The organism is Isoptericola sp. NPDC019693, assembly GCF_044389085.1.
Lineage (GTDB): Bacteria > Actinomycetota > Actinomycetes > Actinomycetales > Cellulomonadaceae > Isoptericola.
Map to the genome: position 1 here is coordinate 1 of NZ_JBIRXP010000003.1, position 13006 is coordinate 13006.

The window sequence follows — 13006 nt, forward strand, 5'->3', positions numbered from 1 at the left end:
CCTTGTCGAACTTCGCCACGGCGTTGTCCGGGATCGGCGGGGTCGGGTTCTGGACCTTCTTCGGCAACTCGATGATCCTGGCCGTCGCGTCGGTGATCGGGGTGGTGCTGTCCTCCACCGTGGCCGCGTACGCGTTCGCGCGGATCGACTTCCCCGGCCGCGGCATCTTCTTCGCGATCATGATCGGCACCCTGCTGCTGCCGTTCCACGTGGTGATCATCCCGCAATACATCATGTTCAACGAGCTCGGCATGGTGAACACGTTCATCCCGCTGCTGGCACCGAAGTTCCTCGCCGGAGAGGCATTCTTCGTGTTCCTCATGGTGCAGTTCATGCGCAACCTCCCCAGAGAGCTGGACGAGGCCGCCCGCATCGACGGCGCCGGACACGGACGCATCTTCGGCTCGATCATGCTGCCGCTGATGCGCCCCGCGATCATCACCAGCTCGATCTTCGCGTTCATCTGGTCCTGGAACGACTTCCTCGGACCCCTGCTCTACCTCAAGAAGCCCGACCTCTACCCGCTACCCATCGCGCTCAGGCTCTACGTCGACCAGACCAGCGTGTCCGACTACGGCGCCCAGATGGCCATGGCCGTCCTGGCCCTGCTGCCCGTGATGATCTTCTTCATCCTCTTCCAGCGCTACATCGTCGACGGCGTCGCCACCCAAGGCCTCAAGGGCTGAGGATGGGGGCCGGCACGACGGTGCAGCGGACGACGACGGGAGGCGCAGCCATGGCGGCACGGTCCGGACGGGAGCGGCGGGGGCGCGCGAAGCGCCCCGGCGGCGGGGAGACCCGTACCGGTGCGGCTCTCGGGCTGTTCGCCGAGGTGGTGCTCGCCGGAGTCTTCGTCGCGGTCGGCAGCCTGCTGCTGATCACGGCGGTACCCTCCCTGGCGGCGGGCGTGGCGCACGTCCGCCGCCAGGTGACCGGCCACGACATCGGCGTGGTCCGGTTCGCCCGCGACTGGTGGGCGGCGGTGCGGGCGCTGTGGCCGCTCGGCCTCGCCGCCGTCGCGGTGGCCCTGCTGCTCGCCCTGGACTGGCAGCTCGCCCGGGCCGACGTGCTGCCCGGCGCGAGCGTCGTCGCGGTGGTGGTCGCGGTCGCCGCGGCCGCCGTCGTCGTCGTGCTGGCCCGGGCGGCAGGGGCCTGGTCGGAGCCTGCCGTGGACGACGACGGGCCCGGCCTGACGGCACGCGAGGCCCTGGCCGCCGGCGCGCGGCGCACGCAGGACGACCTCGCCGGGTCGGTGCTGCTGGCCGTCGCGGCGGCGATGTGCGTCGTCTTCGTCTGGATGCTGCCGCCGCTCGCGCTGGTGGTGGGCGGCCTGCTCGCCCTCGCCGTCGTGGGCGTCGAGACCCGCCGCCGCGGCCGCGCGGCCTGACCCTCTTCCGGCCGCCCGTCGGAGCCCTTCGGGGACCCGGCGGGACGGACCGGTGGTCCGATCCCTGATTGCAACGATGCAGAGAGGAACGACCCATGCGTACGACCAGAACGACCGCGGGTGCCGTCGCCGCGCTGACGGCCGGGGTGCTCGCCGTCACCGGCGTCTCGGCCGCCGCCGCACCGGCGCACGGCGGAGGCCACGACCGGCCGGACGGCGTCCAGCTGGAGCACCTCGACCGAGGGCTCGTCGCGGCCTCGACCAGCGAGGGCGTGTTCCTGTCCTGGCGGCTGCTCGGTGACGAGGTCACCGGGCACACCGACACCGGGATGGCCGGGCCGGCCTTCGCCGTCTTCCGCGACGGGAAGCGGATCGCGACCGTCACGGACTCCACGAACTACGTCGACGCGTCGCACGCCGCCGGGGAGAGCTCCCGGTACGCCGTCGCGCCCGTGACGCAGGACAAGCACGGCCGGGACCGGGTGGGCGAGCGCAGCGCGCCCGTGACCGCGTGGGCCGACGACCACCTCGACATCCCGCTGAACAAGCCCGCCGACGGCGTCACCCCCGCCGGGGAGAGCTACACCTACTCGGCGAACGACGCGTCGGTGGCCGACCTCGACGGCGACGGCGAGCTCGAGATCGTGCTCAAGTGGGACCCGTCGAACGCCAAGGACGTCTCCCAGAAGGGGTACACGGGCAACCAGTACCTCGACGCGTACGAGCGGGACGGGACGCAGCTGTGGCGGATCGACCTGGGCGTGAACATCCGTGCGGGGGCGCACTACACCCAGTTCCCGGTGTACGACTTCGACGGTGACGGCCGCGCGGAGCTCATGGTCAAGACCGCGCCGGGCACCAAGGTCACGACCTACCGCAACGGCCGGCCCGCGAACGAGCGCTTCGTGCAGATCCCGAAGGACGACCGGAAGGCCGGTGTCACGCACGCGGACGACTACCGGTACAGCGCCGCGGACTACGCCGACCACCTGGAGGAGATGTTCCGGGGGTGGACCGACCAGCCCGAGGTGGTCTCGGGACAGTGGCCGGCCACGCTCGAGGAGGCCTTCGGCATCGAGCCGCGCTACGACTACCCGCTGTCGGCGGCCGACGCGCGCGAGCTCGTGGACCACTTCATCGACGTGTACGCGCCGTCGCGCTCGGCGCGCAACGACCTGCGGACGTTCGAGGGCTTCGTCATCTCCGGGCCGGAGTACCTGAGCGTCTTCGACGGTCGGTCCGGCAAGCCGCTGGAGACGGTGGACTACGAGCCCGGGCGCGCCGACGACGGCCTGCGCTGGGGCGACTACGCGATGGCGCGGATCGAGCCGGGCAACCGGGTCGACCGGTTCCTCGCCGGGGTGGCCTACCTGGACGGCGAGCGCCCCTCGGCGGTCTTCGCCCGCGGCTACTACACGCGCACCACGCTCGCCGCGTACGACTGGGACGGCCGGCACCTGTCGAAGCGCTGGGACGTGGACTCGGGCTGGACGCCCATGAGCAACCCGTTCAACGACGGCCCGCACGGCGTGCCCGGCACGGACCCCGAGTTCGGGTCCATCACCACGCAGGGCTTCCACTCGATGTCGGCCGCGGACGTCGACGGCGACGGGAAGCAGGAGATCGTCTACGGGTCGGCGACCATCGACGACGACGGCTCCCTGCTCTACTCGTCCTTCGACACGCTGCCCGACGGCAGCGGGAACCCGGGCGCCGAGGCCGGCCTCGGGCACGGTGACGCCATGCACGTCACCGACATCGACCCGTCGCGCCCGGGGCTCGAGATCTGGACGTGCCACGAGGGCGGCGCCTGGGCGCCCTACGGCTCGGCGCTGCGCGACGCCGCCACGGGCGAGGTGCTCTTCGGCGCCTACTCGGGTCGCGACACCGGTCGCTGCCTGGTGGGCGACGTCGACCCCGCGCCCGGCATCGAGGTCTGGGCGTCCATGCCGGACGGCACCGACGCCTCGGGCCTGCTCAGCGCGGAGGGCGAGCGGCTGCGCGCCACCACGCCGGGCACGAACCAGTCCGTGCGCTGGGCCGCCGACGGCACCACGCAGGTCGTCACCGGGGCGATCGACGTGACCCCGCAGATCGTGGAGGGCGACGGCACGGTGGTGAAGACCCTCGACGGCACGCTCACCAACAACCACACCAAGGGCAACCCGTCGCTCGTCGCCGACGTGCTGGGCGACTGGCGCGAGGAGGTGCTGGTGCGCACGACCGACTCGTCGGCGCTGCGGCTGTTCACCTCGACCGAGGTGAGCGACACGGCGATGTACACCCTCCTGCACGACCCGCAGTACCGGGCCGAGGTGGCCCGGCAGCAGACCGCCTACAACCAGCCGTCGTACCCGGGGTTCTACCTCGCGTCCGACACCGACTGGTCGCAGGTGCCCGTCCCCTCGCTGAGGTAGTCCGCACCCCGCCGAGGTAGTTCCCCTCGCGCCGAGGTAGTGGTCCAGACCACTACCTCGGCGCGAGGGGAACTACCTCGGCGGGGCAGGAACTACCTCGGCGGTTCTCGCACTACCTCGCCGAGAGGAACATCCATGAGGATCCCCGCCCGCCGCCGGCTCGTCGCCGTCGCCGCCCCCGCAGCCGCCGTCGCGCTGCTCGTCTCCTCCTGCGCGGCCGACGACGCGCCGTCCGGGGTCGCCGAGACGCTCGACCCGAACGAGGAGATCACCCTCACCGTCGCCTGGTGGGGCGACGACGACCGTGCGGCGCGGTACGGGGAGGCCCTGGACCTCTTCGAGGAGCAGCACCCGAACATCACGATCCAGAGCTCGTTCGTCACGTTCGACGACTACTGGACGGCGCGCGCCACCGAGGCGGCCGGCAGCTCGCTGCCCGACGTCATGCAGTTCGACTCGTCCTTCCTGCGCGAGTACGCGGGCACGGGGCAGCTGCTCGACGTCACCCCGTACCTGGGCGAGGGGGACGACGCGGCGATCGACACCACGGAGCTGGCGCCGGAGCTCGTCGACTCCGGAAAGATCGACGACGCCGTCTTCGCCGTGCCGACGGCCACCAACACGTGGGCCACGTTCTACAACCCGTCCGTGGTGGAGAAGCTCGGCATGGAGCCGCCGTCGGAGGACTTCACCTGGGACGACCTCGCGGCGTGGACCGCCGAGGCGAGCGAGGCCGGCGCGGGCAAGGACCCGGCGCTGTACGGCGCCAACGACTACACCGGGGTGTTCTGGGCGTTCCTCCAGCACCTGGTGCAGGAGGGCGTCACCCCGTTCACGGACGACGGGAAGCTCGGCTTCACGCGGGACGACATGGCCGCGTGGCTGCGCTCCGGCGACGACCTGCGCGAGGCCGGGGCGTTCTTCCCGGTGAAGCGCGCGCAGCAGCTCGCGCCCGAGGGCGGGTTCACCGTCAACGAGCAGGCGCTGGAGATGAGCTGGGACAACTTCCTCGCCGGGTACGTCGCGGGGTCCGGCCAGGACGACATCGCGATGCTGCCCACCCCGTCCGGGTCCGACGGCGAGAAGCACATGTTCGCGCGCACGTTCCAGATGGCGGGGTCCGCGCACACCGAGCACCCCGCGGCCGTGGCCGCCCTGCTCGACTTCTTCGTCAACGAGCCCGAGGTGGGGCGCATCTTCGGCACCTCCAAGGGCGTGCCCGCCACGCAGGCGCAGCGCGACGCGATGGAGCTCGAGCCCGGGTCGGTGGACGAGCGCGTGGTGCAGTACGAGGAGGACCACGCCGACGACATCACGGAGCCCGCGCCCATCCCGGTGGAGGGGTTCGGTGCGCTCGAGGCGGAGTTCAAGCGCCTCGGCGAGGAGCTCGCGTACGGCAACGTCACGGTCGACGAGTTCGTCGAGCAGTGGTTCTCGATGGCGGAGTCGCAGCTCGCCTGACCCGGCGCGCCGGCCCGTCTCGGACGAGAGGAGCAGCATGAAGGTCACGATCCTGGGCGCGGGGGCGATCGCCGGCGCGCACGTCGAGGCGGTCCGCGCGCTGGCCGCGCACGGCGGCCCGGACGGCGTGGTGGTCACGCACGTCGTCGACGTCGACGCGGGGCGCGCCGCCGCGTTCGCGGCCGAGCACGGTGTGCCGCACCGCGGCACCAGCCTGCAGGCGCTGCTCGACGTGGGCGAGGTCGACGTCGTGCACATCTGCACGCCGCCGTCGGTGCACCTGGAGGCTGCGGTGGCGGCCCTGCGGGCCGGCGCGCACGTCGTCGTCGAGAAGCCGGCGGTCCTGTCGCTCGCGGAGGCCGACGCCCTGGCGGCGGCCGAGCAGCAGGCCGTCGACGCCGGCCTGCCGGGACGCTTCACGCAGATCGTGCAGCACCGGTTCGGCGCGGGGATCCGGCGGCTGCGCGGGCTGCTCGACGACGGGACGCTCGGCCCCGTGTACGTCGCGCAGTGCGACACCCTGTGGTTCCGCACCCCGGAGTACTTCGCGGTGCCGTGGCGGGGTCGCTTCGACACCGAGGGCGGCGGCACCACGATGGGCCACGGCATCCACCAGTTCGACCTGCTGCTCGCCGTGCTCGGCCCGTGGACCGAGGTGCGCGCGATGGCCGGCCGGCTGGCGCGGCACACCGACACCGAGGACGTCTCGACGGCCCTGGTGCGGTTCGCGAACGGCACGATGGCGACGATCACCAACTCGGCGATCTCCCCGCGGCAGACGTCGCGCCTGCGGTTCGACACCGAGGCCGCGACCGTCGAGCTGGAGCACCTGTACGGCTACGACGACACCAGCTGGACCGTCACCCCCGTGCCGGGGCGCGAGGACGTGGCCGACGCCTGGGCCGCCGACGCCGCGGCGTCGGCGTCGGCGTCCGTCGACGGCGGGGCGAGCGGGCACCTGGCCCAGCTCGTGCCCACCTACCGGGCGCTGGCCGCGGGCGACGTCCCGCCGGTCACCGTCGCGGACACCCGTGCGACCCTCGAGCTCGCCGCCGCGATCTACAAGTCCGCGTTCACGGACACCACCGTGCGGGCGGGCGACATCGTCGAGGGCGACCCGTTCCACGCCTCCATGGCCGGCTCCGGCACCCCCTGGCCGCCGGCCAAGGAGGCCCCCACCGCCGTCTGACGCGCAGCCCGAGCTGTTGTGAGCGCGATTTCGGGGACTATTCGCGACCTCATAGTCCACGAAATCGCGCTCACAACAGCTCGCGGTGGCTCCGGGGGACACGCCTGGGACGGGTTTGACCGCACCGTCCACCGCGCTGTTAACGTGACCACGCTCACACGAGCCCGGGGCATCCGCCCCGGCCGACGTCACGACGAAGTGGGGACGGATGCGGAAGGTCACGAGACGGGAGCTCCTCGGCTGGGGGCTCGCAGGGGGAGCGTCGGCGCTGCTCGCCGGGTGCGCGACGCCGGGCACGACGTCGGTCAACACGCAGCCGGTGGTGCCGGCCGCGGCAGGGGAGAAGGTCACGCTCACGTACTGGGCGTGGCTCAAGGACCTGCAGAAGGTCGCCGACGTCTGGAACGCCAAGCACCCGGACGTCCAGGTGCAGGTCTCCTGGATCCCGGGCGGCAACGACGGCGGCTACCAGAAGATGTACTCGGCCCTGGCGGCCGGGGGCGGGCCCGACCTCGCGCAGGTGGAGATGCGCACCGTGCCGGAGTTCATCCTGGTCAACGGGCTGGTCGACCTGGAGCGGTACGGCGTCTCCGAGCACGCGGACAAGTTCGACCAGACGCTGTGGAACCAGGTGAGCTTCGCCGGCGGCGTGTACGGCATCCCGCAGGACTCCGGCCCCGTCGGGATGTACTACCGGCCCGACCTGTACGAGCAGGTGGGCGCCGACGTCCCGACCACGTGGACCGGGTGGGCCGAGGTCGCCCCGGCGTTCCGTGAGCTCGGCGCCTACATCGACTCCTTCCCGCTCGACGACACGTCCGTGTTCACGGCGCACGCCATGCAGGCCGGGGCCACCTGGCTGCGCAGCGCCGAGGACGGCTGGGTCATCGACATGGCGGGCGAGGCGACTCTGGAGGTCGCGCGGTTCTTCGACCAGGTGATCGACGACGACCTGGTGACCACGGCCGCCAACCCGTACACGCCCGGCTGGTACGCGGCCGCGGCGCACGACCAGATCGCGTCGCTGGTGAGCGCGAGCTGGGGCGACGCGCTGCTGCAGAGCGTCAGCGGGGCCGAGGGGAAGTGGCGCGTCGCGCCCGCCCCGCGCTGGGGCCACGGCTTCGGGTCGTCGTTCATCGGCGGCTCGACGTCGGCCGTGCTGGCGAACAGCAGGCACCCGAAGGAGGCGATGGAGTTCGCCGTCTGGATGAACACCGACCCGGAGGGCATCGACGCGATGATCGAGCACTCCGGCATCGGGTGGTCGCCGGCCCGCGACTACATCGGCGCGGCGCGCAAGGAGCCGAGCGAGTTCTTCGGCGGCCAGCGCTACAACACCGAGGTCTTCCAGCCGGCCACGCAGGAGCAGAACCCCGACTGGCAGTGGTGGCCCATCACGCAGCAGACGTTCAACATCCTCGGCGACGGGTTCCGGGGCAAGGCCACCGGCAGCACCACCCTCGTCGACGCCGTCGTCGCCGCGGAGGAGCGGACCATCGAGGTGTTCCGCCAGAAGGGCCTGACGATCCGGAGGGCGGAGCGATGAGCGCGCAGACCACGACGCCGGCCCGCGGGGCCTCGGCCACCGCAGGGAGCCCGCCCGCGAGGCGGCGCAGCACCGCCGTCGGGCGGGCCCCCTGGATCCTGGTGGGGCCGTTCCTCGCGCTGTTCGTGCTCACCTTCGTGCTGCCGATCATCGTGGCGATCGGGCAGAGCTTCACCACCGTCACCCGCGCCGGGCTGTTCGGCGAGCAGGGCGTCACCACCGGGTTCGCCTGGTTCGAGAACTACCGGATCGCGCTGGAGGACGGAAACTTCATCGCGTCGATCTGGCGGATGCTGCTGTTCGGCGTCGTGCAGGTGCCGGTGATGATCGTCGCCGCGACCGTGCTGGCGCTGCTGCTCGAGTCGGCGTCGGCGCGCTGGCCCGGCTTCTTCCGCGCCACCTACTTCATGCCGTACGGCATCCCGGGCGTCATCGCGACCATCCTGTGGTCGTTCCTCTACGTGCCCGGCCTGAGCCCGATCATCGACCTCACCGAGACGCTGTTCGGGTTCACGCCCGACTTCCTCGGCGCGGGGACGGTGCTGTGGTCGATCGCGAACATCGTCACCTGGACGTACGCGGGCTACAACATGCTCATCATCGTGGCCCAGCTCAAGGCGATCCCGCCGGAGATGTACGAGGCGGCCCGCGTCGACGGGGCGGGCCCGTGGCGCACCGCGTGGAGCATCCAGCTGCCGCTCATCCGCCCCGCGCTGGTGCTCACCACCGTGTTCTCGATCATCGGCACGCTCCAGCTCTTCGCCGAGCCGCAGCTGCTGCAGACGGTGTCGCCGGCGATCGACTCGCAGTACACGCCCAACCTGTCGGCCTACACGACCGCCTTCGCCTACAACGACTACAACGTCGCCGCCGCCCAGTCCGTGCTCATCGCGCTCGTGGCGTTCGCGCTGTCCTTCCTCTTCCTCCGGCTGACGAACAGGAGCTCGCGATGACCGCCACCGTCTCCACCTCGCCACGCCGCACCGACGCGCCGGTCCTGCCCGCTGCGACCCCGGGCGGCCGCGGGCGACGCCCGGCGACGACGATCCTCGTCACCGGCATCCTCGCCGTCGTCGCGATCTACTTCCTCGTCCCCGTCTACTGGGTGGTCGTCGCGGCCTCGAAGACGACGGACGACCTGTTCGGCACCAACGGCTTCTGGTTCGGCAACACCTTCGCGCTGTTCGACAACCTGGGCGCGGTGCTCACGTACGGCGGCGGCGTCTTCCTCCGCTGGTTCGCGAACTCGCTGCTGTACGCAGGGGTGGGCGGCCTGATCGCCACCTACCTGGCCGCGGCGGGAGGGTACGCCCTGGCCAAGTACCGGTTCCGGGGGCGCAACCTCATCTTCGGGCTCGTGCTCGGCGGGGTGCTGGTGCCCGGCACGGCCACGGCCCTGCCGCTCTTCCTGCTCTTCAGCCAGCTCGGGCTCGCCAACACGTACTGGAGCGTGCTGATCCCCTCGCTGGTGTCGCCGTTCGGCTTCTTCCTGTGCCGCATCTACGCCGACGCCACCGTGGACACCTCGCTCGTCGAGGCCGCCCGGATCGACGGCGCGGGGGAGCTGCGCATCTTCCACACCCTGGGGCTGCGCATCATGACGCCGGCCCTCGTGACGGTGTTCCTCTTCCAGATCGTCGGGATCTGGAACAACTACTTCCTGCCGCTCGTGATGCTGAGCGACCAGGACCTCTACCCGATCACTCTCGGGCTCAACAACTGGAACAGCCAGACCGACCGGCTGCCCGAGTTCTACGAGCTCACCACCGGGGGCGTGCTGCTCTCGGTCATCCCGCTCGCCGTCGCCATGATCGTGCTGCAACGGTTCTGGCGCGGCGGCCTGACGGAAGGCGCCGTGAAGGCATGATCGCCGCATGACCCAGCTCTCCTCGCTCCCGCACGAGTCCACGACGCCCTGGTCGGGGCGCGTCGAGCCGGCCCGGTCGGCGCTCGACTCCGACGCGCCGCGCCTCTCCTTGGACGGCACGTGGGGCTTCCGCCTCCTGGCGGGGGTCCCGGGCAGCCCCGGCGGCCACGGCGTGCTGCCGGACGGCGAGGCCCCGGCGGACTTCGCGCGGCCGGGCTACGCGACGTCGCCCGACGCGGGCTGGGGCGAGCTGCCCGTGCCCGCGCACTGGGTGCTCGAGGGGGACGGCGCGCACGGGCGGCCGATCTACACGAACGTGCAGTTCCCGTTCCCGGTGGACCCGCCGCACGTGCCCGACGAGAACCCCACGGGCGACTACCGCCGCGAGGTGGACGTGCCGGCGTCGTGGACCGAGGGCGGGCGCGTGCTGCTGCGGTTCGACGGCGTGGAGTCGTTCTTCACGGTGTGGGTCAACGGTGAGGAGGTGGGCTCGGCGTCGGGCAGCCGGCTGGCGCACGAGCTCGACGTCACCGACGCGGTGCGCCCCGGTCCCAACACCGTGGCCGTGCGCGTGGTGCAGTGGTCCGCCGCGAGCTACCTGGAGGACCAGGACCAGTGGTGGCTGCCCGGCATCTTCCGTGACGTCACCCTGCTGCACCGCCCCGTCGGCGCGCTCGACGACGTCTGGCTGGACGCCGACTACGACCCCGCCACGGGGGAGGGCGTCGTCGTGCCCGAGGTGCGTGCCGACACCGCCGCGTACCCCGTGCGGCTGCGGGTGCCCGAGCTCGGGGTCGACGTCGCGTGGGCGGCGCCCGAGGACGTCGCGCCCGTCGCCGTGGGCGCCGTCGAGCCCTGGTCGGCGGAGGAGCCGAACCTGTACGACGTGACCGTCGCGTCGGCGGGCGAGACGGTGTCGCTGCGCGTCGGGTTCCGGCGGGTGGAGATCGTGGGGGACCTCCTGCTCGTCAACGGGCGCCGCGTGGTGTTCTCCGGGATGAACCGGCACGAGACCCACCCCGACCGCGGGCGCGTCTTCGACGAGGAGCACGCCCGGGCCGACCTGGCGCTGATGAAGCGGCACAACGTCAACGCCATCCGCACCAGCCACTACCCGCCGCACCCGCGCGTCCTCGACCTCGCCGACGAGCTGGGCCTGTGGGTGATCCTCGAGACCGACCTCGAGACGCACGGGTTCGAGGCCGGCGGCTGGGTCGGCAACCCCAGCGACGACCCGCGCTGGCGCGAGGCCTACCTCGACCGCGTGCGCCGCACCGTGGAGCGCGACAAGAACCACGCGAGCGTCGTGCTGTGGTCGCTCGGCAACGAGTCCGGGACCGGCAGCAACCTCGCCGCGATGGCGGAGTGGACCCGCCACCGCGACCCGTCCCGGCCCGTGCACTACGAGGGCGACTACGCCGGCGAGTACACCGACGTCTACTCCCGGATGTACTCGACCGTGCCGGAGACGGCGTCCATCGGCAGCGACGACGACCTGACGCCCGTGCTCGGGTGCTCGATCGCCGACTCGGCCCGGCAGCGGTCCAAGCCGTTCCTGCTGTGCGAGTACGCGCACGCGATGGGCAACGGCCCGGGCGCGCTCGACCAGTACCGCGAGCTCGTCGACACCCACCCGCGGCTGCACGGCGGGTTCGTCTGGGAGTGGCGCGACCACGGCCTGCGGACCACCACCCCCGACGGCGTCGAGTTCTTCGCCTACGGCGGCGACTTCGGCGAGGTGGTGCACGACGGCAACTTCGTCATGGACGGCATGGTGCTGTCCGACGACACCCCCAGCCCGGGGCTGGTCGAGTTCTGGCACGTCGAGCGGCCGGTCGTCGTGCGGCCGTCGGGCGGCCCGGCGTCGGGGAGCGTGGAGGTCTGGAACCGCCGGCACACCGCGGACACCGGCGACCTCGTGCTGCGCTGGCGCGTGGAGCACGACGGCGAGGTGGTCGCCTCCGGCGAGGCCTCGGCGGCGGACGACGACGGCGCGCCCGTCGCGGCGGGGGAGCGGGCCGTCGTCGGGCTGCTCGACCCGGCGGCGCTGCCCGCGGCGGCGCCCGGTGCCGAGGTGTTCCCCACCGTGGAGCTCGCCCTGCGCGAGGGTGCGGCGTGGGCCGACGCCGGGCACGTCGTCGCGCGGGACCAGTGGGCCCTGCCGTCCCGGGCCGCCGTCCGTACGCGGCGTCGCGCGGCCGTGGCGCTCGCGGACGCCCCCGTCGCGTTCCGCGGCCCGGAGCTCGTCGCGCTGGCCGGGGCCGACGTCTCCGCACCGCGCGTCGAGCTGTGGCGCGCCCCGACGGACAACGACCGCGGCGCCGCGATGGGCAGCTACGACGCCGAGGACCCGGCCACCCTGCCGTGGCGCGGCACGCCCGCGCCGCCGGTCGCGGACCGCTGGCGCCGCCAGGGCCTGGACCGGCTCACCCACCGCACCGTCGCCGTCGAGGAGTCGACCGACCGGCGTCGGGTGCTGCGACGGGTGTCGGCGGCGCAGAGCCGCCGGTCGATCGACGTGGAGGAGACCTGGACCGCCGAGCGGGCGGCCGACGGCGTCGTCGAGGCCGTGCTGCGGGTCGTCATGACCCCCGACGACCACTGGGACGACGTGTGGCCGCGGGTCGGCGTGCACCTCGCGCTGCCGACGGACGTGGACGGCGCGGAGTGGTACGGGCTGGGGCCGCACGACTCGTACCCGGACGCGCGCTCCTCCGTGGTGGTGGGGAGGCACCGTGCCGGGATCGACGACCTGTCGGTGCGGTACGCGCGGCCGCAGGAGTCGGGACACCGGTCCGAGGTGCGCGAGCTGGAGCTGAGCCGCGGCGGCAGCCGGTGGGTGCGCCTGACCGCCGCCCGCGACGCGCGGGGTCGCCTGCCCGGGTTCACGCTCGCCCGGCACTCGGCCCACGAGCTGTCCGCGGCGGCGCACCCGCACGAGCTGCCCGCCCCGCAGCACCACCACCTGTACGTGGACGCCGCCCAGCACGGCCTCGGCTCGCGCGCCTGCGGCCCGGACGTGTGGCCGACGGCGATGCTCCGCCCGCAGGCCCGCACCCTCGAGCTGCGCTGGCGAGCGCTCTGAGAGCGTTGTGGGCGCGATCTCGGGGACTATTCGCGACCGAATTGTCCCCGAAAT

9 protein-coding genes are annotated in these 13006 nt (G+C 72.6%); all 9 read left to right on the forward strand.

What is annotated here, in order from left to right; all coding sequences use genetic code 11:
• A partial coding sequence (locus ACH436_RS09140) for a carbohydrate ABC transporter permease (RefSeq protein WP_430559890.1) occupies positions 1-686 on the forward strand: 686 nt, incomplete at its 5' end.
• A 50-nt stretch (positions 687-736) separates the two neighbouring features.
• A complete protein-coding gene (locus ACH436_RS09145) occupies positions 737-1387 on the forward strand; it encodes a hypothetical protein (protein ID WP_430559891.1) in 651 nt (216 codons plus the stop codon).
• Between the two features lie 95 nt (positions 1388-1482).
• Positions 1483-3804, forward strand: coding sequence for a rhamnogalacturonan lyase (locus ACH436_RS09150; protein WP_430559892.1), 2322 nt, complete (start codon positions 1483-1485; stop codon positions 3802-3804).
• Between the two features lie 135 nt (positions 3805-3939).
• Positions 3940-5265 carry an ABC transporter substrate-binding protein gene (locus tag ACH436_RS09155; RefSeq protein ID WP_430559893.1) on the forward strand — a complete coding sequence of 442 codons (1326 nt, stop codon included), beginning with the start codon at positions 3940-3942 and terminating at the stop codon, positions 5263-5265.
• A 37-nt stretch (positions 5266-5302) separates the two neighbouring features.
• Entirely contained in the window at positions 5303-6454 is a 1152-nt protein-coding gene (locus ACH436_RS09160) for a Gfo/Idh/MocA family protein (protein ID WP_430559894.1), read from the forward strand.
• 208 nt (positions 6455-6662) lie between these two features.
• Entirely contained in the window at positions 6663-8000 is a 1338-nt protein-coding gene (locus tag ACH436_RS09165) for an ABC transporter substrate-binding protein (RefSeq protein WP_430559895.1), read from the forward strand.
• Entirely contained in the window at positions 7997-8953 is a 957-nt protein-coding gene (locus tag ACH436_RS09170; RefSeq protein WP_430559896.1) for a carbohydrate ABC transporter permease, read from the forward strand. The genes ACH436_RS09165 and ACH436_RS09170 overlap by 4 nt, the downstream gene beginning before the upstream one ends.
• A complete protein-coding gene (locus tag ACH436_RS09175) occupies positions 8950-9867 on the forward strand; it encodes a carbohydrate ABC transporter permease (protein ID WP_430559897.1) in 918 nt (305 codons plus the stop codon). Before ACH436_RS09170 ends, ACH436_RS09175 begins: the two co-directional genes overlap by 4 nt.
• A 7-nt stretch (positions 9868-9874) precedes the next feature.
• Entirely contained in the window at positions 9875-12952 is a 3078-nt protein-coding gene (locus ACH436_RS09180) for a glycoside hydrolase family 2 TIM barrel-domain containing protein (RefSeq protein WP_430559898.1), read from the forward strand.
• Positions 12953-13006 lie beyond the last annotated feature (54 nt).

Bases quoted from the DNA above. Each gene is read 5' to 3' on its own strand.
- ACH436_RS09175 (WP_430559897.1), top strand. From the start codon at position 8,950: ATGACCGCCACCGTCTCCACCTCGCCACGCCGCACCGACGCGCCGGTC.
- ACH436_RS09145 (WP_430559891.1), top strand. From the start codon at position 737: ATGGCGGCACGGTCCGGACGGGAGCGGCGGGGGCGCGCGAAGCGCCCC.
- ACH436_RS09150 (WP_430559892.1), top strand. From the start codon at position 1,483: ATGCGTACGACCAGAACGACCGCGGGTGCCGTCGCCGCGCTGACGGCC.
- ACH436_RS09155 (WP_430559893.1), top strand. From the start codon at position 3,940: ATGAGGATCCCCGCCCGCCGCCGGCTCGTCGCCGTCGCCGCCCCCGCA.
- ACH436_RS09165 (WP_430559895.1), top strand. From the start codon at position 6,663: ATGCGGAAGGTCACGAGACGGGAGCTCCTCGGCTGGGGGCTCGCAGGG.
- ACH436_RS09160 (WP_430559894.1), top strand. From the start codon at position 5,303: ATGAAGGTCACGATCCTGGGCGCGGGGGCGATCGCCGGCGCGCACGTC.
- ACH436_RS09180 (WP_430559898.1), top strand. From the start codon at position 9,875: ATGACCCAGCTCTCCTCGCTCCCGCACGAGTCCACGACGCCCTGGTCG.
- ACH436_RS09170 (WP_430559896.1), top strand. From the start codon at position 7,997: ATGAGCGCGCAGACCACGACGCCGGCCCGCGGGGCCTCGGCCACCGCA.